General features: G+C 34.8%; 23 protein-coding genes. 10 read left to right on the top strand and 13 right to left on the bottom strand.

From position 1 onward, the window contains the following. Positions 1-55: 55 nt before the first annotated feature. The 11 genes from HM990_RS18320 to hemA all read right to left on the bottom strand — a co-directional run bounded on the left by HM990_RS18320 (position 56) and on the right by hemA (position 10,771). The gene (locus HM990_RS18320; protein WP_178991190.1) at positions 56-1,201 is read right to left on the bottom strand and encodes a serine hydrolase domain-containing protein; all 1,146 of its coding nucleotides are present in this window, start codon (positions 1,199-1,201) and stop codon (positions 56-58) included. A gap of 37 nt (positions 1,202-1,238) precedes the next feature. Further along, complete coding sequence (locus HM990_RS18315; protein ID WP_178991188.1) at positions 1,239-1,712, bottom strand: methylated-DNA--[protein]-cysteine S-methyltransferase; 474 nt, start codon at positions 1,710-1,712, stop codon at positions 1,239-1,241. A 2-nt stretch (positions 1,713-1,714) separates the two neighbouring features. Then, on the bottom strand, positions 1,715-2,854 hold the full coding sequence (locus tag HM990_RS18310) for a CNNM domain-containing protein (RefSeq protein WP_178991186.1): 1,140 nt from the start codon (positions 2,852-2,854) through the stop codon (positions 1,715-1,717). A 31-nt stretch (positions 2,855-2,885) separates the two neighbouring features. Beyond that, positions 2,886-3,875, bottom strand: a complete 990-nt coding sequence (gene hemB, locus HM990_RS18305) for a porphobilinogen synthase (RefSeq protein ID WP_178991184.1) — start codon at positions 3,873-3,875, stop codon at positions 2,886-2,888. Positions 3,876-3,950: 75 nt separating this feature from the next. Beyond that, on the bottom strand, positions 3,951-4,853 hold the full coding sequence (gene hemF / locus HM990_RS18300; protein ID WP_178991182.1) for an oxygen-dependent coproporphyrinogen oxidase: 903 nt from the start codon (positions 4,851-4,853) through the stop codon (positions 3,951-3,953). 3 nt (positions 4,854-4,856) lie between these two features. Next, a complete protein-coding gene (locus HM990_RS18295) occupies positions 4,857-5,393 on the bottom strand; it encodes a GNAT family N-acetyltransferase (protein ID WP_178991180.1) in 537 nt (178 codons plus the stop codon). Further along, entirely contained in the window at positions 5,390-6,163 is a 774-nt protein-coding gene (locus HM990_RS18290) for an EI24 domain-containing protein (protein ID WP_178991178.1), read from the bottom strand. The genes HM990_RS18295 and HM990_RS18290 overlap by 4 nt, the downstream gene beginning before the upstream one ends. 298 nt (positions 6,164-6,461) lie before the next feature. Next, positions 6,462-7,493, bottom strand: coding sequence for a uroporphyrinogen decarboxylase (hemE, locus tag HM990_RS18285; RefSeq protein ID WP_178992090.1), 1,032 nt, complete (start codon positions 7,491-7,493; stop codon positions 6,462-6,464). A 41-nt stretch (positions 7,494-7,534) separates the two neighbouring features. Beyond that, the gene (locus tag HM990_RS18280) at positions 7,535-7,891 is read right to left on the bottom strand and encodes a four helix bundle protein (protein ID WP_178991176.1); all 357 of its coding nucleotides are present in this window, start codon (positions 7,889-7,891) and stop codon (positions 7,535-7,537) included. A gap of 59 nt (positions 7,892-7,950) precedes the next feature. Beyond that, positions 7,951-9,531, bottom strand: coding sequence for a hydroxymethylbilane synthase (hemC, locus tag HM990_RS18275; RefSeq protein WP_178991174.1), 1,581 nt, complete (start codon positions 9,529-9,531; stop codon positions 7,951-7,953). Continuing rightward, entirely contained in the window at positions 9,524-10,771 is a 1,248-nt protein-coding gene (gene hemA / locus HM990_RS18270; RefSeq protein WP_178991172.1) for a glutamyl-tRNA reductase, read from the bottom strand. Before hemA ends, hemC begins: the two co-directional genes overlap by 8 nt. 209 nt (positions 10,772-10,980) lie before the next feature. On the opposite strand from hemA, the gene HM990_RS18265 reads away from it, so the two are divergent. Beyond that, positions 10,981-11,880 carry an AraC family transcriptional regulator gene (locus HM990_RS18265; protein ID WP_178991170.1) on the top strand — a complete coding sequence of 300 codons (900 nt, stop codon included), beginning with the start codon at positions 10,981-10,983 and terminating at the stop codon, positions 11,878-11,880. Positions 11,881-12,117: 237 nt separating this feature from the next. Here HM990_RS18265 and HM990_RS18260 read toward each other — a convergent pair whose 3' ends face one another. Then, on the bottom strand, positions 12,118-15,630 hold the full coding sequence (locus HM990_RS18260) for a TraB/GumN family protein (protein ID WP_178991168.1): 3,513 nt from the start codon (positions 15,628-15,630) through the stop codon (positions 12,118-12,120). Positions 15,631-15,977: 347 nt separating this feature from the next. On the opposite strand from HM990_RS18260, the gene hemH reads away from it, so the two are divergent. From hemH to HM990_RS18220, 8 genes are all read left to right on the top strand, one after another. Then, on the top strand, positions 15,978-17,012 hold the full coding sequence (gene hemH / locus HM990_RS18255) for a ferrochelatase (RefSeq protein ID WP_178991166.1): 1,035 nt from the start codon (positions 15,978-15,980) through the stop codon (positions 17,010-17,012). Continuing rightward, positions 17,012-18,367, top strand: a complete 1,356-nt coding sequence (locus tag HM990_RS18250; RefSeq protein ID WP_178991164.1) for an MATE family efflux transporter — start codon at positions 17,012-17,014, stop codon at positions 18,365-18,367. The genes hemH and HM990_RS18250 overlap by 1 nt, the downstream gene beginning before the upstream one ends. A 284-nt stretch (positions 18,368-18,651) precedes the next feature. Next, on the top strand, positions 18,652-19,200 hold the full coding sequence (locus tag HM990_RS18245; RefSeq protein ID WP_178991162.1) for a CopD family protein: 549 nt from the start codon (positions 18,652-18,654) through the stop codon (positions 19,198-19,200). Between the two features lie 198 nt (positions 19,201-19,398). Further along, entirely contained in the window at positions 19,399-20,841 is a 1,443-nt protein-coding gene (locus HM990_RS18240) for a sensor histidine kinase (RefSeq protein ID WP_394351758.1), read from the top strand. A 139-nt stretch (positions 20,842-20,980) separates the two neighbouring features. Continuing rightward, on the top strand, positions 20,981-21,763 hold the full coding sequence (locus tag HM990_RS18235) for an enoyl-CoA hydratase/isomerase family protein (protein ID WP_178991160.1): 783 nt from the start codon (positions 20,981-20,983) through the stop codon (positions 21,761-21,763). 51 nt (positions 21,764-21,814) lie between these two features. Next, positions 21,815-22,348 (top strand): hypothetical protein, encoded by a 534-nt coding sequence (locus HM990_RS18230; protein WP_178991158.1) that lies wholly within the window; start codon positions 21,815-21,817, stop codon positions 22,346-22,348. Between the two features lie 314 nt (positions 22,349-22,662). Next, positions 22,663-23,625 (top strand): Fic family protein, encoded by a 963-nt coding sequence (locus HM990_RS18225; RefSeq protein ID WP_178991156.1) that lies wholly within the window; start codon positions 22,663-22,665, stop codon positions 23,623-23,625. Positions 23,626-23,684: 59 nt separating this feature from the next. Further along, positions 23,685-24,758, top strand: a complete 1,074-nt coding sequence (locus tag HM990_RS18220; RefSeq protein WP_178991155.1) for a PA0069 family radical SAM protein — start codon at positions 23,685-23,687, stop codon at positions 24,756-24,758. 92 nt (positions 24,759-24,850) lie between these two features. On the opposite strand, the gene HM990_RS18215 is transcribed toward HM990_RS18220, so the two are convergent. Then, positions 24,851-25,408 carry a hypothetical protein gene (locus tag HM990_RS18215; protein WP_178991153.1) on the bottom strand — a complete coding sequence of 186 codons (558 nt, stop codon included), beginning with the start codon at positions 25,406-25,408 and terminating at the stop codon, positions 24,851-24,853. A 332-nt stretch (positions 25,409-25,740) separates the two neighbouring features. On the opposite strand from HM990_RS18215, the gene HM990_RS18210 reads away from it, so the two are divergent. After that, entirely contained in the window at positions 25,741-26,331 is a 591-nt protein-coding gene (locus tag HM990_RS18210; protein ID WP_178991151.1) for a hypothetical protein, read from the top strand. Positions 26,332-26,390 lie beyond the last annotated feature (59 nt).

Below are 26,390 nucleotides of genomic sequence, written 5' to 3'. Positions count from 1 at the left end.
ATTTTTAATTTACTTTTTATTTGAACTTGAGATTGAAGTGTGTTATTTGTGTAAATTATGACCGCGAAGCCATCATCTCATACGCCTCATCTATATAAACATAAAAATCCGAAGGAAAAGAATTGATGGTTCTAGGACTTCTATGATGCCCTAATCTAACTACGATTAAATTATCTTCAGGAATCACTATAACATATTGCCCTAAAATTCCTCGCATGGCAAATATATCCTTGCCCAGATAATCGCTAATCCAAAATCCGTAACCGTAAGGCGCACCGCTAAATCTAGCTTGTGTTGCAGTAGCTACAAAGGTTGAATCCAGTACTTGATTACCATTCCATTTTCCATGGTCTTTGAAGAGCTTACCAAAACGTGCAAAATCTCTTGCATTACTAGAGATACAACAAAAAGCTTTTGCTAATTTATTTTCATCATCATCCAATTGCCACAAAGCGTCACTTTTAGCACCTAGCGGTTGCCAGAAACTTTCAGAAAGATAATCTGCCAAAGGTTTTCCTGTAGCTTTTTTAATGACCATACCAAGCAATTGTGTACTGCCGCTTAAATATTCAAATTCTTGACCAGGTGCTTTAATCACTTTTTGATTTAGAATAGTTTCGGCTAAGTCATCATCATAATTGGCTCTTGCCGTAATTGAGAATGGACTCGTATAAGATTCTACCCAATCTAATCCAGAAGCCATAGAGGATAAGTCACCAACAGTGGTTTCGGCACCTTCAAATTCCTTGTAAAAATCACTAACAGGTTGATCTAAACTTTTTATATGACCGTCCATTATAGCTTTGCCCAATAAAGATGTGGTTATACTTTTAGCCATTGAAAATGAATTGGTTTTAGAATCATTACTGTAATTATCTGCATACTGTTCGTACCAAATACTATCATTTTTTATGATTAAATAGGCAATTGTACCAAGTTCCTTATTTATAGTAGTAAGTTCTTTTGTAGGACTGGATTTGTTGTAATCCTTATGCAAAGGCCATTCATCTGTGGTATTTCCCTTTTTAATAGTATCATTTTCAAAATAGGGATAGTCATCAATAAAAGCTGTTTTGTGGCCTGTAAAATAAACGACATGAACACCTTTTAAAATATAGTCGTAATCAAAAATATAAGCAACTATTATGAGCACACCAATAATTCCGATAAGCCATTTTAATAGAGTTTTGATGAATTTCATAAGAAGAGTTTAAAAAATAAATATAGTGAAACTCAAATTAAAAAAGTGACTGCTGTTTATATTCACTTTCATGATTTAGCAACCATTGCTTTCTATGCAGACCACCAGCATATCCTGTTAAACTGCCATCACTTCCGATGACTCTGTGGCAAGGCACAATAATCCAAAGTGGATTTTTTCCGTTAGCGCTAGCAGCAGCTCTAATGGCCTTTACATCGCCCAATTGTTTAGATAATTCTAAGTACGAAATGGTTTTACCAAAGGGAATGGTCTCAAGTTGATTCCACACTTTTTTCTGAAAAGTGGTGCCTTCAGGATTCAATTTTAAATCGAAGGCTTTACGTTTTTCGTTAAAGTACTCCTTGAGCTGAATGACACAATCCAATAAGGTTTCTGGGATGGTATCTGATACTTCTTTTGGTGTATCCAATATGGAAACCGAAGCAATACCATTTTCGTTTCCGATGATTTTGGCACAACCTAATGGTGTATCAATGGTACAGGAATCCATTTTTATTCGTTTTCTTCGGAAGTGTTCTCTATAGCAGGTTTATCCTCTAGAATACCTAATTTTTTAGCTCGGGCTTCCCAACTTTTTCTTGCCATGTGCTGTAGGTCTGAAACATCATCACTTTCGTCCATAATTTCCAAACCAAGTAAGGTTTCGATAACATCTTCCATGGTTACGATTCCGCTTACAGAGCCATATTCATCAACGACCATAGCCATGTGATTCCGACTATCTACCAATTTCGAGAACAAGGTTGGTAAAGGTGAGTTACGCTCTACGACAATGATATCTCTTTTAAGATCAGATAAAGTTTTTGAACCATTATCCAAGGCCATTTCTTTAAACACCTCATCCTTTAGTACCAAACCTTTGATATTATCAGCTTCTTCCGAGTAAATTGGAATTCTGGAAAAACGAAGGTCCATGTTTTTCTTAAAAAATTCTTCAACACTTGTGTTTTGATCAACAGCTTTCATAACGGTTCTTGGTGTCATGATATCTTTGGCAAAAACCTGCTTAAAGGTCAATAGGTTTTTTATAATAGTACTTTCATTTTCTTCAAAAACCCCTTCTTCATGAGCAATATCTGCCATGGCTGCAAAACTTTCCCGATTTAAAACACTTCCATGACCTTTGCCACCAATTAGTTTTGTGGTTAATTGTAATAGCCATAGAATACCTGTCCATTTTAACGGGAAAATTAAAATATTCAATGCTTTAGATGTAAAATTGGCCAATTTTTTCCAATATGTTGCACCAATAGTTTTTGGAATAATTTCTGAAGCCACCAAAATTAGAATGGTCATAACAGTAGAAACGATACCAACCATTAGGTCTTCTGTAAAATTGATGCCTAAAACAGTTCTTTCTGTAGTACCATACAATTCTGCATAAGCCACTTTGGCCTGCACACCAACCAAGATGGCACCAACGGTATGCGCTATGGTATTTAGCGTAAGAATAGCAATTAAAGGACGATCCACGTCCTTTTTTAAATTTTCTAGATTTTCGGCATAAGATTTTCCTTCTTTCTTTTTAAGATTTATAAACGTTGGTGTTATACTTAAAAGTACGGCTTCCAAAATGGAGCACAAGAATGAAAAAAATACGGATATGACGGCGTAAAAAATGAGTAAGCCCATTAATGTTTTGAAGTTTTAAGTTAATGCGAAGTTACGAAATCAATTTAACAACATCCTTTGCAAAATATGATGCAATAATATCTGCACCAGCACGCTTAATAGAAGTCACTTGCTCCATCATCACAGCATCATGGTCCAACCAACCTTTTTCGGCTGCAGCTTTTAACATGGCATATTCTCCAGAAACTTGGTAAACAGCAAGTGGGATATCAAAACTATTTTTAATATCGCGAACAATGTCCAAATAGCACAAACCTGGTTTTACCATCACAATATCTGCACCTTCATTAATATCCATTTCGGTTTCCCTAATAGCTTCGTCTCTATTGGCAAAGTCCATTTGATAGGTTTTTTTGTCTTTTGGTATATCAACCAAATCCACAGGTGCAGAATCCAAAGCATCTCTAAAAGGCCCATAAAAAGCCGAGGCGTATTTTGCGGAATAACTCATAATGCCTACATCGAAAAGATTAGTTTGGTCTAAAGCTTCACGAATACCTAATATTCTGCCGTCCATCATATCACTTGGTGCTACGAAATTGGCGCCAGCTTCGGCATGGGAAATGCTCATTTCGGCTAAAACCTCGACCGTTGCATCGTTTATTATTTTTCCGCCTTCAATAATGCCATCGTGTCCGTAGGACGAAAATGGGTCTAAAGCCACATCGGTCATTACCAACATATCTGGGCAAACTTCCTTTACGGTTTTTATAGCACGTTGCATTAATCCGTTTGGGTTCAAAGCTTCAGTTCCTTTGTTGTCTTTTAATTGATCATCCACTTTCACGAATAGCAAAACCGACTTTAAACCTAGGCTCCACAATAATTTCACTTCATCTTTCAATAAATCCAAACTAAAACGGTAGTAATTTGGCATCGATGCTATTTCCTCTTTTACGCCTTTGCCTTCAACCACAAATAGTGGCACTAAAAAATCGTTTGGTGTGATGTAGGTTTCCCTAACCAAACTTCTTATGGCTTCGTTGGTTCTTAATCGTCTATTTCTTCGTATTGGAAACATAATTTCATTTTATTAATAGCGCTCTAAGTTCAATTTAGAATTATGAGATTCTTCACTGCGTTCAGAATGACAAAGTTATACCCATTCTTTTGGATTATGCAAAACTTTAAGCAGTTTTTCTTCGTCACTGCCGGCTTTTGGATGATGGTCATAAACCCACTGTACATGTGGCGGTAAACTCATTAAAATACTTTCAATTCTTCCATTGGTTTTCAATCCAAATAACGTGCCTTTATCGTGTACCAAATTGAATTCTACATAGCGACCTCTTCTAATTTCTTGCCAGTCGCGTTGTGCTTTCGAGTACTCTAAGTTTTTTCTTTTTTCAACTATTGGCACATAAGCTTCTAAGAAACTATCGCCAACTTCTGTAACAAAGGCGTACCAGTTTTGCATGTTCATCTCCTCTGTTTTTTTACAATAGTCAAAAAACAATCCACCTATGCCACGACCTTCATTTCGGTGTGTGTTGTAAAAGTATTCATCACAACGTGCTTTGTATTTCGGATAAAAATTAGGATTATGTTTATCGCAAGCTGTTTTACAAGTTTGATGAAAATGTCTCGCATCGTCTTCAAACAAATAGTAAGGCGTTAAATCTTGTCCGCCGCCGAACCATTGGTCAACAATATTACCGTTTTTATCATACATTTCAAAGTATCTCCAATTTGCATGAACTGTTGGTACCATTGGATTTGTAGGATGCAATACTAAACTTAATCCACATGCAAAAAAATCGGCGTCTTCAACACCAAAGTACTTTTGCATACTATCGGGTAATTTTCCGTGAACCCCAGAAATATTGACACCTCCTTTTTCGAACACATTGCCGTTTTCTATGACTCGTGTTCTTCCGCCTCCACCTTCTGGTCGTTCCCAAATGTCCTCTTGGAATTTGGCTTTGCCATCAACGGTTTCCAGTTTTGAGGTTATGGTGTCTTGTAATTGATGTATGTATTTAAAGAATTTGTCTTTCAAAATTTAGTATTTATATAATTCGTACAACTCCATATCCAAAGGTGCTTCTCCATTTGGTGTAAATTCATTCAGCAATGTTTTTCGCCATTCAAAATTATTGTTTGTAGCGACTTTCACACTCTGCAAATTTTCTTTATGTGCTATAATTTGGATCGTTTCCAATCCTATTTCATTAAAAGCATATTTTGATAAATGTTGAATAGCTTCAGAAGTCAAACCTTGGCCTTCAAAAGTATAACCAATACAATAGCCGAATTCGCCTTGATTTGTTTCCCAATCTAGTTCTTTAAGGAAAAGTAATCCTACCAATTCCCGTGTTTCAGAATGTTTTAATGTGAATAGAAACTCTTCTTTATTCTGAAATTGTTTTACTTTTTGTGCAACAAAGAGTTTGGATAAAGTGGGATTATAGTTGTCTTTTAAAGTTTTAGGGAAGTAGCGGCTTAATCGGGTTTCATTTGCAATAACGAAATCGCAAATTTTCCAAGCATCTCCATTGTGGACAGGATTGATTTCAAAATCTTTGAACTTCGCAATCATCCTTCTTGATTTAAAACCACATTGTTCAAGAGATCTTTTTCCTTTAAAATTTCAACGGTTTTTAATGATGCGGCAGTGACACTCATAGGCAACACCAAAATAACGCCAATTACCGGAATCAATAGAAATAACATAAACACAACGCCATTTCCAATAGCAATTCCTCTATGCTGTCTTACAAACCGAATACTTTCGCGATATTTAAAATGGCGCTCTAAGGTATAGTCCATATTTCCAAAGCCAGCATAATACGCCTGAACTAAAAACAATAATACAGTTGAAAATATATTGACGACAGGAATAAACTTTAACATCAAAATAGGGATGGTAATAATGAGTTCTCTACCTAGATTTCTAACATTAATTCGAATCCCTCTCCAGAGTTGTTCCTGAAATGAGGTATTGCGGTGCTGATGTTTTTCTACACCTGTTAGATGCGCTTCAATTTTTTCTGAAACCGGACTCATAAATGGCGCAGACAATGCCATGATAATATGTTTGTACAAGATCAAACCCATAGCAATAATGACAATGGCGCCTATAAAAGTGGAGATGGAAGTAAAGGTGTCCTTACCCCATTCCCAAACCCATACTTTGGCAATAAAACGGCCCATATTATCCGATAGTCCGTATGCCGAAAGTCCGATGATAGTAGCTGTTACCAAACTAATAATAATAGGAACGGCAAAGTATTTCCAAAGTTTTAATCTTGAAATCAATGTGAAGGCTCCTGTATATGCTTTTATGCCTTTTAGTATGTTGTTTATCATCCTTACTTCCTGCGAAGGCAGGAACCTCATTTTAGTTTAACTTAATGCGCTCACATCAAAGTTAAGAATATTTATGTGTTTTTTTAGATAGGTAAATAGTCTGACTTTGAGATTTTGACCAACAGTCTGTGCTGAGGTTTTAAAACAAGAAGGTTTTAGAAACCTCTAAGAATATAGTAACGGTCGTTTTTAAAACTCAGCCTTTAGTTTTAAAGTTAGCGATTTCAAAGCACACTTTTTCCATTTTTCACGTTAGAGGTAAGCCGCCCGAGTAAGCGTCCCTTCCATTATGGGAAGTTTAGGATGGGCTCTTATACGCCTTCACCGCATCAATAAAGGCCTTAGCGTTTTCCAAAGGAATATTTGGTAAAATACCATGACCTAAATTAACAATGTATTTGTCTTTTCCAAACTCATTAATCATTTGAGTTACCATCTTTTTTATTTCAGATGGTGGCGAAAATAAACGCGTTGGGTCAAAGTTTCCTTGTAATGTAATATTACCTCCTGTCAAATAGCGTGCATTTCTGGCAGAACAGGTCCAATCTATTCCTAATGCTGATGCTCCAGATTTAGACATTTCATTTAGAGCAAACCAACAGCCTTTTCCAAACGCGATGACAGGTGCCTCATCTTTTAAAGCATTAATAATTTGTTGAATATACTGCCAAGAAAATTCTTGATAATCGACTGGTGACAACATGCCTCCCCAAGAATCAAAAACCTGAACCGCATTACAACCCGCTTTCACTTTTTCCTTTAAATAAGCAATGGTTGTATCCGTAATTTTCTGTAATAATTGGTGTGCTGCTATTGGATTGGTAAAACAAAACTCTTTAGCTTTATCAAAGTTTTTAGAGCCTTGACCTTGTACACAATAACATAGAATGGTCCATGGCGAACCCGCAAAACCAATTAGCGGAATTTCATCATTGAGTTTTTCTTTGGTGGCTTTTATCGCCTCGTAAACATAGCTTAAAGCTTCCTTTACATCTGGAACAATTACATTATCCACATCTTTTTGAGAACGAATAGGATTTGGTAAATAGGGCCCAAAATTTGGTTTCATCTGTACCTCAATATTCATGGCTTGTGGAATCACCAAAATATCTGAAAACAAAATTGCAGCATCCATGCCATAACGACGAATCGGCTGAACCGTAATTTCACTTGCTAATTCAGGTGTTTGGCAACGTGTAAAGAAATCGTACTTGGCTTTGATTTCCATGAATTCAGGTAAGTAGCGTCCTGCTTGACGCATCATCCAAACAGGCGGGCGTTCTACGGTTTCGCCTTTTAATGCTCTTAGGAATAAATCGTTTTTCATAATTGGCTTTTAGCTGTTAGCCATTTGCTTTTAGCTCTGGAAAATCAGCTATTTTTAATTCTGTTTATTAAACTATTCATCATTTTTGCTTCTTTATTGAGAAGTTCAAAAATGTCTTTTAAATTATCTTTGGGAATAAAATCTAATTCCTCTGAAATAATCAATTGTGTTTCAACTTCAAATAGTGAACCCATTGCTATTTCAAGAAATCGTTTGAATTCTATATCGCTGTTTCTGCTGCAACCTTCTGCTATATTTGATGGTATTGAAACCGCAGCTCTAGTTACTTGACTTCTTAAACCAAATTTTTCTTCAGATGGCAATTGTTGTGAAAGGACATAAACCTGCTTTACTAGTTCGATTCCGTTTTTCCAAATTTCAAGTGTTCTAAAATTTCTCATTTTATAAAGGTTTTATTAGTTACTCAATTTGCGAAAAGCTAAGAGCCAAAAGCTAAAGGCTAGCTGTAATACTCATTTACCAACTCCACAACACTCTCTACCAGCGGCACTTTAGCCACTCTTACGTCTTCAAAATATTTTTTAGCCTCTGCAGCGGTCGTTTCTCCAATACAAAATGCAATGCCTTTCGCTTTGTTCTGCTTTAAGAAGCTTTGAACAGTCGATGGACTATAAAACATGACGCCATCTATATCGCTTTCTACTTTTTCAGCATCGAATTTGGTTTCGTAGGCTTCAACCTCGTTTACTTTGATGTTATTTTTTGTTAGAATATCTGGAATGGTATCCAATCTTAAATTACTACAAAAATACGTCGCTTCTGTCCCATCCATAAATTCCATCATGTGTTCGGCTAAATCTTTAGCATACTTTTCATGATGTTTAACCTTTCCTATGCGTTTTTCAACTAATCGTTTCGTTTTTCTACCGACGCAATAGATATTCTTGAATTGTAATTCTGCAGGCGAAAAATTATGCAGAAGAGCGTCGACTGCATTTTTGCTAGTGATAATCACGTTTTCAATTTCGTTACGAACAATACTTTTACTCAATCGATTTGGGTTAATTTTTATCGCATCATTACTTTCTGTAACCACAGCCTCGTGAAACAATGCCAACTGGTCATTAGTGAGTTTTTTTGTTGAATAAATATTCGTGACTTTATCGCCACGACCCAATTCGTCAATTAAAATCCGACCGCCTTTGCCAATGACATAATCGGCACAGAATTCTGCTATGTCGTCGTGTTTTCCCAAGGGGACAACCTTGGTAACTTCAATTTTTTTGGTGCCATCTTTACTTAAAAGAATGCCTTTAAAGTTAACTTCTTCCTCTTTATTGATATAACAAATAGCTCCGATTGGTGCTGTACAACCACCTTCTAGGCGATTTAGAAACTCACGTTCTATAGAAGTACAAATTTCAGTTACCTCGTCATTGATTTCTGCGCAAATAGCTCTAGTTTCTTCGTCAGCTTCCAATGCGACAACCATAACAGCTCCTTGTGCTGGCGCAGGAATCATCCAATGTAGATTGATTGAATTTTCGGGTGTAATATTTAAGCGTCCCAAACCTGCTCCTGCAAAAATAGCCGCATTCCAGTCCTCATTAGTTTCAAGTTTCTCCAATCTTGAATTTACGTTGCCTCGCAACCCAACAACGGTATGCGTAGGATAACGATTCAACCATTGTGCGCGACGTCTTAGGCTTCCCGTAGCGATAATCGCATCTTTTGCAGATAAAAACTCTTCATTTTTTTTAAACACCAAGGTATCGTTAATATTGCCTCGTTTTAAAACTGCAGCCTGTACAATGCCTTTAGGTAAAACGGTTGGAACATCTTTCATGGAATGTACTGCGATATCGATATCTCCATTGAGCATCGCAATATCTAAGGTTTTTGTAAAAATACCTGTAATACCAAGTTCGTACAACGGTTTGTCGAGCACTAAATCTCCTGTTGATTTTACGGGGACAAGGACGGTTTTATGACCTAAATGTTCAAGTTGGGATTGAACGGTTTTTGCTTGCCACAAAGCGAGCTGGCTGTCGCGTGTGCCAATGCGAATTATTTTAGACATTCTGGGTGTTTTCTAACTGAAATATTTTTTTGATGAGCTCTATACTCTCATCGGAAGTGTTGCTATCTTCCCTTAGGTGGTGTGCGAATTGATTCGTGATTTTCTGAATGAGATTATTTGTAATGATTTCAGCTTGGTCTTCATTAAAATCCACCAATTTCTTGCGTTGGGTATTAAATTCAGAATTTTTAAAATCCGTTAATTTATGCTTAATGGCCTGTATGGTTGGTACAAATTTAAGGGTGTCTAACCACGCATTAAATTCTGCCATGATTTCTGAAATAATGGACTCAGCAGCGGGAATATAGGTTTTCCGTTTTTCTAAAGTATCATCCGTAATTTTCGCCAAATCATCTAAATGCACTAAAGTGATATTGGAATGTTCCCTAATATCTTCATTCACATTTTTCGGAATCGATAAATCTAAAACCAATAAAGGTTTATCCGTAGAGATTAAAGACTTATAGACGGTGGGATTTTCTGCTCCTGTAGCGACAATAACAATATCAGACGCATTGAGTTCTTCTTGTAAATTTTCGTAATCCTTTACAACAAGGTTAAACTTACCAGCAACTTCTTCAGCTTTATCTTTAGTTCTGTTGATTAAAGTAATGTGAGGATTTTTAGTATGTTTTACTAAATTCTCACAAGTATTACGTCCTATTTTTCCAGTTCCAAAGAGTAGAATATTCTTTTTTGAAATTTGCTTAACATTATTCATGATATACTGAACGGAAGCGAAAGATACAGAAGTTGCACCTGATGATAATTCGGTTTCATTTTTAATGCGCTTACTGGCTTGGATAACGGCATTTAGCAAACGTTCCGTAAACGAATTTAGTAAGCCGGCTTTTTTTGACGCTCTTGCACCAAATTTCAGTTGACTGATAATTTCAAAATCGCCTAGGATCTGACTATCCAAACCAGAACCTACACGAAACATGTGGGTTATGGCGTCCTTGTTTTTATAAACATAAGCCACATCTTGAAATTCTTCAACTGTACCTTTAGTGTTGTCACACAACAGTTGAATCAATTGAAAAGGATGTTCCGCAAAACCGTAAAGTTCGGTTCGGTTACATGTCGAAACCAATAGAATACTTTCAATGCCATTCTGTTTCGCTTGCGCCAAAACGTTTTGTTTTGCCGTGTCACTTAAACTAAAATGACCACGCACTTCCGCATCAGCTTTTTTATAGCTGAGACCTATAGCGTAAAAATATTTGCTTCTGTTTGGCATGTGTTGCTTTACTCGTTTACCTGACTTTGGAAAGTAACGGCACAAATGTAATTTTGATATTCATAAAAAAACAACGCTAGAAGAACTTAAAGTATCGTTTCTGGTTTTTTAACAATGTTTTTTATAAAAACATGATAAATGTCATATTTTTGTAGTAAAACCAAGGGCTTTTTAGACCTTTGTTTAGAACGAATCTAAATAACAGCAACATGAATACGGAAAAAACATCCCTAAAAAGTATCGCTACAGGTACTTTCGAAGAAACCTTCATCGAAGACGGCTTTTTTGTGTTGACCAATAAGAATGAAGATGATACGGCTGAAATTCTTGAACGTGAGATTGATAGCAGCTATATTCAATTTCATTTTTGTACCAAAGGGTCTGCAGCTTTTGTTTTTAACCAAGGCACTTATACGCTGAATATTAATGAAGATACCTCGCTTTTACTTTATAACCCACAGCGCGATTTGCCGATTCATTTAGAAATGAAACCACATTCTTGGTTGGTGTCGCTTGTCATTTCAATTAAAAAATTTCATGGCTTATTTTCTGAGGATGCTAATTATGTTACCTTTTTAACCGACGATAATAGAGATAAAAAGTATTATAAAGATGGCGACGTTTCGCCGTCAATGGCTGTGGTTTTGAATCAATTGATGAGTTTCAACTTAAATTCATCCATAAAACAATTATACTTTAAGGGAAAGGCTTACGAATTATTGAGTCTGTTTTTTAATAGAAGTGAAGATGCAGATATTGAGCAATGTCCGTTTTTAGTAGATGAGGTCAACGTAGCCAAACTAAAAAAAGCCAAAGACATCATCATAGCCAATATGGCAGAACCGCCGACCTTGCAGGAATTGGCAGATGACATAGGACTAAGCCTAAAAAAATTAAAAGAAGGTTTTAAACAAATTTATGGCGACTCTGTTTTTAGCTTTTTGTTCGATTATAAAATGGAAGTGGCCCGTAAACTTTTGGAATCTGGCGATTATAACGTGAATGAAGTTGGGCTAAAAGTGGGTTACAGCACTGGAAGCCACTTTATAGCTGCTTTTAAAAAGAAATTTGGGACAACGCCTAAGAAGTATGTTTTGGGTTCGAGTTAGGGCTATTCAATCATATCGTTAGTTTCTCGAAAAGCCAAATAACTAATATAGAAATGACTAAAGGCAGTATTAAATATGATGTAATATTTTTTATATCTACTGTACTTATCCCTTTCACTCCTACATTGAGAACATACCTATCCGAAATAAAATATAACGTCAGAATTATAATTAATAAAAGACCTATCAATAAAGAAATACGAAGTGTTTTTAGAAACATATTCATATTTGTTAAAATTAATAATCATAATACCCATCACGTCCAGTTGGCGTCACACGTTGTCTATCCTTATAAATCGCTAAGTTGAGGATTTCAGTATATTGCTCTTCCAGTTCCTTGGTTTTATCGACGATGGTGCCATAATTTTCAGATTTAGAATAGTAATCTACGACCAATTGGTTAGGATCTTTTGGCTTAATAAAAGAGATGTAATGTAAAGCTTCGACTCTGCCAGAGTAGTCGTCGTCCTTATCAATTTTAAAGAAATACATTTCCGCATTTTTGCCTTTATCAGTTACAAAACCGCGTTTAAAAAGAAACTGAATGGAGTCTTTTTCCTTTTCGAAATTCGCATCGGATAAGAGTTTGGATTTGGCGAATTGTCGTTGACTGATGTTTATGGATTTCAGTTTACTTAAAAGCTTAGCCTCATCTAATTCTTCTAATAATAAATATTGGTTTTCTTCATCTTCCAAAAGCTTTTCTGTTAGTTTCTGAGGAATCTTTTCTTTCGCCTTGGTCAACAATACATAATATTTGACTAAAGCGTTGGTGTCATCCACATTTAGCAGTTTATCAAAGAAATCTTGTGCTGTGCGTTCATTTCGGTAAGGAAAAATAAGTCTAACGTAAGTCGCTAAATTATAAGAATACGTATTATAGCCATAATTGTAGTTTCCTAAATTTCGCTTCACTTCCATTTTACCATCATTAATCAATTGGTTTTTGTATTTCTTATAGGTTTTAGGTTTTACCAATCCGCTATCTTTTACTTTTGCCAGTAAGGTGTAAAGTGGTTGTTTGTATTCTGAAATCGTACTGTATTCCAATATTTTTGGAAACAAGGATGCCTTCAGTTCCAAGGAATCTTCTTTGTAATAATTATAGAACATAGAGCCAACACTTCCCAATGGTAAATCGCGTTCCATAAGTTCTAAGGCGATATTATAATTTTCTTTTTTGTTTGAGCGGAGCAAACCTTCCAGAATGGAGGTTTGGGTTTGTGGATCTGAATAACTATCGTGATACAATTGTTTTATAAATGGTAAATTGTTCTTTAAATCGATTTTAATAAGTTGTTCAACCAGATGCGATTTTATGTTTAAACGTTCTTTATCGAATTTAAAATCCTTGAGCACCGAAACAATAGCTTTACTGTTGTGTTTTTTGAATTTAACCAAGTCATAAGATTCAAACACTAAACTGTCATTGGCTTTTAAAGCTTTAAAAAATTGTTTGGTTTTATCTTGAAGTACATTTTTGCCTAAAAGCGTGTCTTTTGGTGAAAAGGACTCGTAAAATTCGGTTACAAATTTTGAAGGTCCACTTATAGAATCCACCAGAGTTTTTAGTTCGAAAAGCACGCCTTCTTTCAAAATATTTTTAACCAACACTTTTTTGGCACTTGCCGAATCCGTATAACTAAAACTGTTGGTGTAAATATTATCCTTTTTATTTGACGACCGATTTGAAATTTTAAAGCCTTTGGCTTCATTATAATAATGTGCTCCGTAATTGACTTTGTGCTCTAAATCCTTCCAAAGGCTATCGACATTATGAAACATTTGTAAATCGTGAAACTTGGTTCTAGAAACTGAGATTTGCTCATTGGCATTTGTGGAATAAGTAGTTTCCTTAATGGTCTCTTCGTAATCTTTCGGTTTTTGTGAACCGCTATAATTGTAACTGTAAGGATTTGGTGCAGGTGCTTTGGCGTTACTGTTCACAGTAAAATGCAAAGACGTATCCACGACCTTTTCAAAACCCGAATAATCTGTTTTATTAAATTTAAAGGACTTAAAAAAGTCGGTTTTTTCATCTTCGTTAGTACCAACATAGCCCAATAAATAATAACTGCCATCTTTTACGATGGTCTTGAGATGTAAATTTTTGTTCTCTTTAGAATCTAATACAGCTTGGGATTCATAAGTTTTGTAATCGCCTGCTTTAAATCCGCCTTTAGCTTCAGTAAGCTTGTAATTTTTATATAAGGCATGATGAAAATATTTAGCTTCAAAACTATCTTCTTCAATATAAGCTAAATCGTTCAAAACAGCTTCTTCTAGAAAGTAATAAGCATCGTTTTTATAGCCTTCAATTAATTTTTTACCATAGTTGTGCATGTTGCTTGAGACATAATATTCCGGAAAATTGACTTGGAATTTATGACTTGGTGCAACAAATAGTTGATTGTTGTTTGAAGGTGTTTTCAAAGTGATTGAAGTGAAAATTTTATCTTCATGTTGAAGGACAAAATCACTACGGCCAGCAAATTTTATAATAATAATCTCCAACGGTGTCTGGTAAATATGATATTTCTGAAATTCGCCTTTCTTGGTTTTATTAACGATACTAATGCCAGGATAAGGTGTGGTCAATTCTGTCTTTGAAATAATATCGCCAGGAATATCTTCGTACAATAAATGATCAATATCTTTTAAGGTAATATTCTCTTTTTCGTTAGGTAAATAGGAAAACCGACTGATTCTGTTTATAGTTAAATAGGCACCATTGGTCATGTCTGGGTCTAAATAATATTTTTGTCCACCATAGGAAAACTCGCGCAGTTCATCATAAGTATTGATGCTTAAAAATCCATCTGGTGTTTGGTGTTTTTTGAGCTCTGGTGTTACAAAAAGACTGTCGAGCTTTGTTTTTTCGGTTTTGCTATAATCTGTTTGCTCAGATGTTAAGGCTTTTACTTTATAGCCTCTTTTGCGCAACATGTTAATCATGCCTTGTTCTCCTGGCAAATGCGCTGCGCCAACTCCTGCAAAAACGGATTTGGTTGGCATGAGTTCCATTAAGGAAATGACCATATTTTCATTTCGGATATAGAGCATATTTTCTCGGTAGAATTCCGTATTCACGCCAGCACCAATGGAATCCAATAAATCTAAATTCCTATCGCGATATAAGTTTTCTTGAATTAAATAAGCGTTTTCCTTCGCGTATAATTTTTGTACCCAAGGATCCAATTCTTTTTTGTTGGCATTGTAAGCGGCTTTGGTGGTTAAGTATCGGGACTCGGCTAAATCTTCTAAACCATATATTTTCTTATTGTTTTTCTTTCCGGCTTGAAAAATAAACATGTCCAAATAGGTTTCTTCTTCAAAATTATCCGAAGAACTACTTTTTCTATACAAATAAGCATTTACGGCATTATTATCCATACGAACCGAACCTCTAATCGCCATTTCCTCAGGATGCGTTAGTTTGAAAAGATTGGAGTAAAAATCGTTGTTATAATTGTTATAGGCAGCCATCTGGTCTAGCATCAATTCATAATTAAAACCAGGCCACGTGGTTGGGTCTGATTCCAAGGCAATGCAATCACTTTGTTCCAGAGCTTTATAAAACACATCGTCTAAGCGAAAAGCCACTTTTTTACTTACGTGCATAGTGCCATAGAGATAAGATGGTTTTTCGAGTCCGTTTCCTGTAATTTTCCAGAGTAAGCTTTGATACTTTTGTTGTGAGAAGGCAACTATCGTGAATAATATTAGGAATATAGATAGGATTTTTTTCATAATTAAGTGTAATCAGGGCTTGTAAAGATATTTATTTCACTCAAACAGCCATATAGAATCTATAAAAGTCGATAAAAAACGATAATTATAGATGTCTTTTTCAAATTAATTAACTTTTAAATTCACAAAATATTTGATGATATAACTATAAATAAAACGAATGGAAAGCACTATTAAGTATTACATTAAGTGTTGTACTTTTGCAATTGAAAAAGAAAATCACTTGGCTCCTTTAAGGGATACTGAAATAAATTCAGCATGAAACCAGCATGTTCAAAAATTTATCACGCAACGCAATGTTTAATTGCGAACAGCATGTGTCCTAAATAAAAAATAAACACAAACACATGAAAGGCATATTATTAGTCAATTTAGGCTCTCCAGACAGTCCAAATCCAAAAGATGTAAAGAAATATCTTGGTGAATTTTTAATGGACGAACGCGTTATAGACGTTCCTCTTTGGGCGCGAACACTATTGGTTAAGGGTATTATTTTAAATACACGACCAAAAGCGTCGGCTGCAGCGTATCAACAAATATGGTGGGAAGAGGGTTCTCCACTAATTGTGCTGTCAGAAAGGCTACAACAAAAAGTTCAGGACAAAGTTGATTATCCTGTGGCTTTGGCCATGCGTTATGGAAGCATGACTTTAAAAAACGGACTTCAGGAATTAGTAGATAAAGGATGTACTGAAATAAAAACAATTCCGCTATATCCACAGTTTGCCATGGCAACTACAGAAACCATTGACGTTAAGGTAGATGAGTTGGTTGCCAAATATTTTCCAAATGTGAAAATCACACGAACACCAGCGTTTTACCATCGTGAAGATTATATCAATGTATTGTCTAAAAGTATTGCTGAAACTTTGGATGGCTTGGATTACGAACATATTCTTTTTAGTTATCATGGCGTTCCTGAACGACATATTCGTAAGAGTGATATTACGAACGGAAATTGCAAGATGAACGGTAAATGTTGTTTTAAAATGGGCAGTAAACAACATGAATTTTGTTACCGACACCAATGCGAAATTACAACCGTGAACGTCGCCAAAAAACTCGGGTTAAAAAATGGGACTTACTCAACCACGTTTCAATCCAGACTTGGATTTGACCCTTGGTTAAAACCTTATACAGACCGAACAATTGAGCGAATGGGCAAGGAAGGCATCAAAAAAATGGCCATAGTAACACCTGCTTTTGTAAGTGATTGTTTAGAAACTCTTGAAGAAATTGCCATGGAAGGTGAAGAAATTTTTCATGAAATGGGAGGAAAGGAATTTACCGTAATACCTTGTTTAAATGAACGTGAAGATTTTGCTCAAGTGCTTACCAATATCGTAGAGGAATGGGCAAAAACTAAAACAGAAGCCGTTTAATGGCAAAAGTATCGTCACAAGAATTAGGGAATCAGTCCATTGGTAAATTACTGATTAAGCAAGCCGTACCTGCATCTATTGGAATTTTGGTCATGTCGCTTAATATCTTGGTCGATACCATTTTTGTTGGTAATTGGATTGGGCCAACTGCCATAGCAGCCATAAACGTGGTGCTTCCCGTATCCTTTTTTATTGCAGCGCTTGGGATGTCGATTGGTATTGGCGGTTCTTCAATAATATCTAGAGCTTTGGGTGCAGATAATACCGTAAAAGCTTTAAAAACATTCGGAAATCAAATTACATTGACTACGTTAGTAACGGTTGTTTTTGTAGTCTTTGGTTTACTATATATCAACGATATCGTACCTGCATTTGGTGGAAAAGGAGCTATTTTTCAACCTGCAAAAACCTATTACAGAATTGTATTGTATGGCGTTCCGGTTTTGGCACTTTGTATGATGGGAAATACTGTCATTAGAGCAGAAGGCAAACCAAAATTTGCCATGTATGCCATGATGTTTCCGTCCGTAGGCAATTTGATTTTGGACGTATTGTTTATCAATGTATTTGATTGGGGAATGGCAGGAGCGGCATGGGCAACCACAGGCTCTTATATCTTATGTTTTGTGTTTATACTTTGGTTTTTCCTATCTAAAAATTCAGAATTAAAAATCGATTTTAATCATTTCGGATTAGACCTTCCTATTGTCAAGGAAATTGGTGCACTTGGATTTGTAACGTTAACGAGACAAGCTATTGTTAGTGTCACTTATCTATTGATGAATAATATTTTATTCGATTTAGGAGGTGAAACGTCTGTTACGGCTTATGCCATTGTTGGTAGAATGCTAATGTTTGCTTTGTTTCCGGTTTATGGTATCACCCAAGGATTTTTACCCATTGCAGGTTTTAATTATGGTGCAGAAAAATATGAACGGGTACGAGAAGTTATAATTACAGCTATAAAATATGCCGCTTTACTAGCAGCTATCGTTTTTGTGTTTTTAATGATATTCCCAGAATCCATTACACGATTATTTACGCAAGATGCTGAGGTACTCATAGAAACACCACCTGCCATGCGTTGGGTTTTTGCAGCCACACCAATTATTGCCGTTCAGTTAATTGGTGCTGCCTATTTTCAAGCGGTGGGAAAAGCGATTCCTGCGTTGCTGTTAACCTTAACGCGTCAAGGATTTTTCTTTATTCCATTAATTTTTATTTTGCCTAAATTTTACGGAGCGTTGGGCGTTTGGATAGCGTTTCCGGTTTCTGATGTGTTATCAACCATTGTAACGGCCTATTTTTTACATCGTGAAATGAAGTTGAATTTAAAAACGGAAGCGGTTAAATAAGTATTAATCCGTAATTTTAAATTTAGGGAATAGAATTATTTTCATTTATTAGTAATTAAGTCTAAGGATTACAATGTCCCGATAGGCACAAAATATGGGTAAAGGGATAGAATAGTTTTTAAAATTGTGCCTTTAGGTACAATATATGGTGTACCTAAAGGCACACTTGCTCAAAAGTTATGGTGTTTTTTAACTACATAAAGTCCTTAACGGGACGATTTAGAAGAACATATTTGTAGAACAGAGCCTATTTCATAACCATATAAAATTATCATCTTTGCATTATGGAATATTATAACTATATAAAATCACTTCATCTTATCTTCGTCATCACGTGGTTTGCTGGGTTATTTTATATTCCTAGGTTATTTGTATATCAAATTGAAGCGTTTCATAAACCATCGCCAGAAAAGGAAATATTAGGTAAGCAATTAAAATTGATGGCAAAGCGCTTATGGTTTATTATCACTTGGCCATCAGCAATTTTAGCAACATTATTTGCGATTTGGTTGATCATCTTAATGCCAAGTTGGTTACACCAAGGTTGGATGCATGTGAAATTATTGTTTGTACTTCTATTGTTTATTTACCACTATAAAACACATATCTATTATAAACAACTTCAAAAGGATGAGGTAAAGGTCACATCAAACTATATGCGCATCTGGAACGAAGGGGCTACTTTTATTCTGTTTGCGGTAGTTTTTCTGGTCATCCTTAAAAATTCTATCAATTGGATATTTGGCGTTCTCGGCATTGTGGTTCTGGGAATTCTAATCATGTTGGGTTTCAAATTGTATAAAAATATTCGCTCTAAAAATCCGGATGCTTAAATAATAAATTTAAAATTACAAGCTCTAAATATTCACGATAGGAATTTTGCTTTTTTAATTTGAAATTTGTGTTTCGCAGGTTTGGATTGATTATTGCTATATTTAAAACTTAGAATTCCGAATTAAAAGCTTCCCATTTTCATGGGCATTTCTATGAATAGAAAACGTTTATCCTTACGAACTCGAATCATTATCAACATGATACTTTTGGTCTTGGTGGCTTCAGTTTTAATCGCTGCAGTAACGATTTACCAATATCGTGAAGAGGCTAAGGATTACCACAAGGAACGTTTAGAGCGTAAAGAAGCCGCTATTAAAGAACATATCGATTTCATTCTAAATGGAAGAGAAAATACTTATGAGGTAACGACAGAAAACATCCCTTTAATTTTTAAGGATAAAATATTTGAAATTGATGCCATACATAAACTACAAATTAACCTTTATGATTTAGATGGGCAATTACTAAAAAGCTCAAAGCGCATTATACAACGAGACACTTTAGATAGTTGTTTAGATGCCGAAATTTTGAATACACTTTCCAATACTTTAGAACATCGTTATGTCGTTAAAAATAAGGAGGCTGGCGAAACGTTTCAATCGTCTTACTCTTATATAACTGATGATAAATTTAAAAACTTAGCGATTTTAAATTTACCCTATTTGGAGAACGATGATTTTTTAAACAAAGAGTTAAAAGAGTTTTTAACACGATTGGCTTATGCCTATTTAGTGTTGATTTTGGTGGCGATTATTTTTGCTTATTTCATATCTAATTTCATCACAAAATCATTGCGAACCATTAGTGATAAAATGAATGAAACACGTTTGGAAAAGCGAAATAAAAAAATTCAGATTGAATCGTCTAGCGAAGAAATAGAAACTTTGGTCAATTCTTACAACAGCATGATTGATGAGCTTGAAGCAAGTGCTGTGGTGTTGGCAACCAATGAACGCGAGCAAGCATGGCGCGAAATGGCAAAGCAAGTGGCGCATGAAATAAAAAATCCTTTGACACCAATGCGATTGACCGTACAGAGTTTTCAACGTAAGTTTGACCCTGACGACGAGAATATCAATCAAAAGGTAAATGAATATAGCAATACTTTGATTCAACAGATTGATACCATGAGTTCTATTGCGTCGGCATTTTCAAACTTTGCTAAAATGCCAGCTCAAAAAAGCGAGAACCTGAATGTTGTGCACATTGTAAAACTAGCGCTCGATATTTTTAATGAAGGTTATATTGAATTTCATTCAGAAGCTGAAGAAATCATCGCCAAATTCGATAGAACACAATTAATTAGAGTGGTTACCAATTTGGTTAAAAATGGCATTCAAGCGATTCCTAACGATTCCGAAAACCCCAAAATCGATGTTCGTGTGTTTAGTGAAGCTGATATGGTCAATATCACGATTGAAGATAATGGCTCTGGAATTGAAGAAGACACGAAAGCAAAAATATTTGAACCTAAATTCACAACCAAATCTAGCGGAATGGGATTAGGTTTAGCAATGGTCAAAAACATTGTGGAAACTTACAATGGAAGTATTACCTTTACATCACAACTAGGAAAAGGGACTGTTTTCAAAGTAACTTTTCCTGCGCACCAAATTCCTGCGAACGCAGGAATCTTATAGCAAGCATGCAACAATTATAGTTATTGCCAAAGATTTTGCAAAGAAGGTTTACAGAACATAACCGAGAAATTTCCACAATAGTGGAATAAATTAAAAATAAGATTCCCTTTTTCAAGGGAATAAAAAACAACGTTTTTTTATGAACTACGAAAACATACAATCAGCACATTCAAACGGTATTACAACCATTACTATTAACAGACCAAAAAAGTTAAATGCCCTAAATAAAGGTACTATTCAAGAATTACACGATGCTTTTGATGAGGCGAATAAAGACAAGGCGACTAAAGTCATCATCATCACCGGAAGTGGCGAAAAAGCCTTTGTTGCAGGAGCTGATATTAGCGAATTTGCCGACTTTGATGTTAAGGAAGGCGCAAAATTGTCGGCCCAAGGACAAGACTTGTTATTTAATTTTGTAGAAAACCTAAACACACCAGTTATTGCGGCCGTTAACGGTTTTGCTCTTGGTGGTGGACTGGAATTAGCTATGGCCTGTCATTTTAGAGTCGCGAGTAGCAACGCCAAAATGGGCTTGCCAGAAACGTCACTTGGCGTAATTCCTGGTTATGGTGGCACACAACGTTTACCACAATTAGTCGGTAAAGGTAGAGCCATGGAAATGGTTATGACTGCGGGAATGATTGATGCCGAGCAAGCCTTAAATTACGGTTTGGTTAATCATGTTGTGGAACAAGGTGAATTATTGCCACTAGCGGAAAAAATCGCTAGTAAGATTATGCGAAATTCATCCGTTGCTATTGGTAAAGCCATAAAAGCGATTAACGCTAATTATAAAGATGGAAAAGATGGCTACAAAGTAGAAATCAAGCAATTTGGAAAGTGCTTTGGTACTGAAGATTTTGTTGAGGGTACGACTGCTTTTTTGGAGAAGCGTAAGGCTGAGTTTCCTGGGGAGTGATTTCAAATAGGTATTGAATTATTTAAGAGTAATAACAATCAATGAATACAAATGAATTTTCAAAAAATTTCTATCATAATTCTTTCCGTAGTAATTATTGGATTAGCAATTGGATATTACAACCTGAATGAAACCAACAAGAACTTAATGGAAAGCAAAAATTTCAAGTATGATTGGAGTCCAGGTCAAGAAATTTTATTTACTTTTTGGAAGAGTAACAGTAAATTATCAGACCAATATATTGATAGAAATTTTGACAACAATTTTGAATTATTTAACACCTATGATATTTTTGAAAACCTTCATCAAACAGGCTATGATTCTAATGAAAATGGTGTTTATGAAAAATTTGCAATTTTTGATCCTTCTGGTGAAAAGGTTGGAAATAACATCGACTCTAATGAAGATGGAGTGATTGACGAATTTTCGTTGGTTTTAGATAGTCAAAATGAATTGAAATTTGTAGACTCTGATCATGATGGACGTTTCGAAAAGGTTATTTTCTTTAATAAGAAAAACAATAATACATTTGAAATGTTGACTGAAAAATTACTGAAAAATAATACTATGCTGAAATCTGAATAAATTAATCGGCTATATTCTACCTACAAAATTTGTGAATAATCAACCAAATTAAAGCTACAACCTATAGCAACACCCAAACCCATTCTACCCTAACTTAAGGAATGGATGCCCAATGCAGGGTAAATTGTTTTTCTAAATACGAGAAATCATCTCGCCATTACCGCATTTGTACTTTATTTTGTGTTTTTTGGATACGATGTGATAAGGAATGATCAAATGCACATATAAAACATTTTTTTATTTAAAAGCTTACTTCAATAAAGAATTGCAATTATTTATTATATCTTTGATAGTATCAAATGATACTATAAATATTGAAACCACCTTACGAAATAACACCAAAGATATTACGATTAATCACTTCCATTTCCGAAAAAATCGGAGAAGTCAATGCTAATTTTTTAAACAGACCTTCGCCACAATTAAGAAAGCAAAACAGAATTAAAACCATCCATTCTTCTTTAAAAATTGAAGGAAATACATTAACCGAAGAACAAATCACGGCACTTTTAGAACATAAGAGGATTATCGGTCCAAAGAAAGATATTACTGAAGTTTTAAACGCCATAGCCATTTATGAAAATTTAGAAAAATACAACCCAAATAGTGAAATGTCATTTCTAAAAGCCCATCTAAAATTAATGGATGGCTTAATCGAAAACGCAGGAGAATACAGGCAACAAGGGGTTGGAATTGTAAAAGGTGCAAAAGTAGAACAAATGGCACCACCTTTTAATAATGTGCCTTACTTAATGAAAGACCTGTTTGAGTATTTAAGTAAAGAAGATGAAATTATTCTAATAAAAAGTTGTGTTTTTCATTACGAAATGGAATTTATTCATCCGTTTATAGATGGAAATGGTAGAATGGGCAGATTATGGCAAACCCTAATTTTAATGGAGAAATATCCCGTTTTCGAATTTCTGCCTTTTGAAACTTTAATCAGCAATGACCAGGAAAAATATTATAAAGCACTATCCGAAAGTGATAAATACGGACAATCCACTAAGTTCATAGAATACATGCTCAATGTTATCGATATGTCGCTAAATGAACTTTTAGGTTTCAAAAACAGGACCCTTAATGAAAAAGATAGATTGGACTATTTTGTTGCTATGAACACGTCCGAATTCAGTAGAAAAGATTATATGGCTATTTTCAAAGATATATCCTCTGCAACAGCAAGTAGGGATTTAAAGAAAGGCGTGGAATTAAATCTATTTGAGAAATTTGGAAAAAAAAACAAAACAATTTATCGTTTAAAACAGAACAATTGAATTAGTTAAAACTACAACCTATAGCAACACCCAAAACCATTCCATCATAACTTTATGGCATGGATTCCAAATCGAAAATTAAGGGTCGTGGTGCCCAAAAAAACATCCACAATCGTTTTTTTGAATTGTCTTACGAAATGCGAGACGATTTCCTTGAGTTCTGCCATAAAAAAGGGGAACTCGCCGACAAAAACAAAACACAATATCTTAATGTGTTTCCTAAAACTATAGTCAATAAAGTGACAAGTCCAGATGTTGGTATGGCCTATTCCATGAATATGTACCAAGGTTGTGAACATGGTTGTATTTATTGCTATGCTCGCAATAGCCACGAATTTTGGGGTTATGGCGCAGGATTGGATTTTGAGCGAAAGATTTTAGTAAAAAAAGAGGCACCAAAACTCTTAGAAAAACACCTTAAAAAGAAAAGTTGGAAAGCGCATCCCATAGTGATGTCTGGAAACACGGATTGTTACCAACCAGCCGAAAAGAAATTTGAGATTACCAGGCAATGCTTGAAAATCTTTTTAAAGTACAAACATCCTGTTGGCATTATTACTAAAAACGCTTTAATATTAAGGGATTTAGACCTTTTAAAAACCTTGGCGGAAGATAATTTAATTTCCGTTAATGTGTCCATTACCTCATTGTCGGAAGACACGAGGCGAATCTTAGAACCGAGAACGGCAACTATAAAAAGAAGACTTGAAGTAGTAAGAGAGTTGGGTGCTAATGGTATTCCTGTAAATGTAATGATGGCACCAATAATTCCATCCATTAATAGTCATGAGATTTTACCTATGGCCAAAGCCGTTTCTGAAGCTGGAGCATTGAGTATTGCGCATACCATCGTAAGATTAAATGGCACAATTGGAGAAATTTTTACGGATTGGATTAAAAAAACAATGCCAGACAAAGCCGATAAAGTTTTGCACCAAATTGAAAATTGCCATGGTGGTACGCTCAATGAAAGTAGATATGGTGTTAGAATGCGAGGCGAAGGGCAAATTGCACAACAAATCAATGATTTGGTAAAATTAGCTAGGTTAAAATATTTTAAAAATAAAGCTATGCCCAAATTAAATACAAGTCTTCATGAAACCTATAAAAATGGCCAAATGAAATTGTTTTAAATGACACTGTTTTAAACAAAAAAAAGTGGGCTGTCTACTGCCCACTTTTCTACTAAATAAATAAACTAATAAATATATAAATAAACAACAATTTATATTCTGAAATCATTAACAAACACGCGGTTGTTAGACCTAATAATGGTTGTGTAATTACCTTTAAGTGTTTGATCTAGTTTGTACACACGGCTTAAAGTACTGTCTCCTTTTACGGTTTCAGTATGGATCATTTCGCCTTCATAATAAAGTTCTACATCCATTTTGTCGGTATCAAAAGCCAATTTTGATATTAAAACCTTACCCTTTTCATTTCTTACTACAGGCTTATAGATGGTTTTTTTATTCTTATTGATATAAGAAACAGCAAAATCTTTTACCTCAATGGTATTGATTTCAATTTCAAAACCTTTTGATACTTCTACAGTATATTTTCCATTTTTTAATTGTGTGAAATCAAAAAGCGTTGTAAGGTTTCCGTTATAGTTAATTTCTCCGCTGTAGATAACTATACCAGACGCATCCGTTACCGAAATTTGACTTCCTTTCTTTACGTAGTTAAAAGTTGGTGTATCTTCTAAAACTTCGTTGGCGTAGCTTGTATATGTTCCGAACATTACAGCTAATACTAAAATATTTCTAAATAAATTTTTCATAATAATCTGTTTAAGTGATTACTGGTACAAAGATATGGCGCATTACAAGTATAGAAAACAAGGATTTTGGCACATTTATATGCAAAATTAACCACATGTGAACATGAAAGACAGCATTGGGTTAATATAGAATATATTAGTGGTAATCTGCTGTAGGTTTTGTATTTCTATCGAAATTTTAACGATGAATATAAGCTCTTGAATGAATCAGAAATTGAGTAACTAATTGTAAAATATCAATAACTTAGTGAGAATATCCTATTGCTCATTGTTTGCTTTCGGAATAAATAAAAGTTTTTAAACTTGAATTATTAATCATACAACTCAAGCGCATGAAGAAAAATTATTTGCTCCCAATAGTATTGTTACTTGCAATGCAGTCATTTAGTCAAACACTTTCAGAAAGAATGACCATAGACAAACCAAAGTATTCGGCAAATTCTGAAATGAAAGTTATTTATAAAGAAAGTGTAAGGGCATATCAAGCCAATAACAAAGCGGCAATTTTTGTTAATGAACATTTTATCAAAAATGAATCTGCCCTAAAAACAATTAATGAGGATAACATAAAAAACGTAGAAATTGAAAAAGGGACTTTTCAAATAAATGGAAAAAAATATCAAGGGAAAGTCTTGATTGAAACAGAATCTGGTTACGATCCTAAATTTATTTCGTTGAAAGCGTTTTTAGAAAAACACTTAAACTTGGATGCAAATCCTGTTATATTTCAAATAGACGAAAATATTATTAATGAAGATTATAATGACTATGTGGTGGACGAAAAGTATATCTTAAAAGTTATAGTTCAGAAGATAAAAACGTCTGATAAGGCTACTGATATTAATCACATTAAACTGATTACTCGAACCGCAGAAAATATAAAGAAGGCCAATCAAATCATAATTGGAGGAACTGATTTTTAAAAGTAATTTTAAAATGAAACAAAAAAAGTGGGCCATCAACGACCCACTTTTATTTACAA

Source organism: Winogradskyella schleiferi (genome assembly GCF_013394655.1).
GTDB classification, from domain to species: Bacteria; Bacteroidota; Bacteroidia; order Flavobacteriales; family Flavobacteriaceae; genus Winogradskyella; species Winogradskyella schleiferi.
The sequence above is the reverse complement of the archived record's forward strand: the minus strand, read 5'-3'. Positions and strand labels throughout refer to the sequence as shown.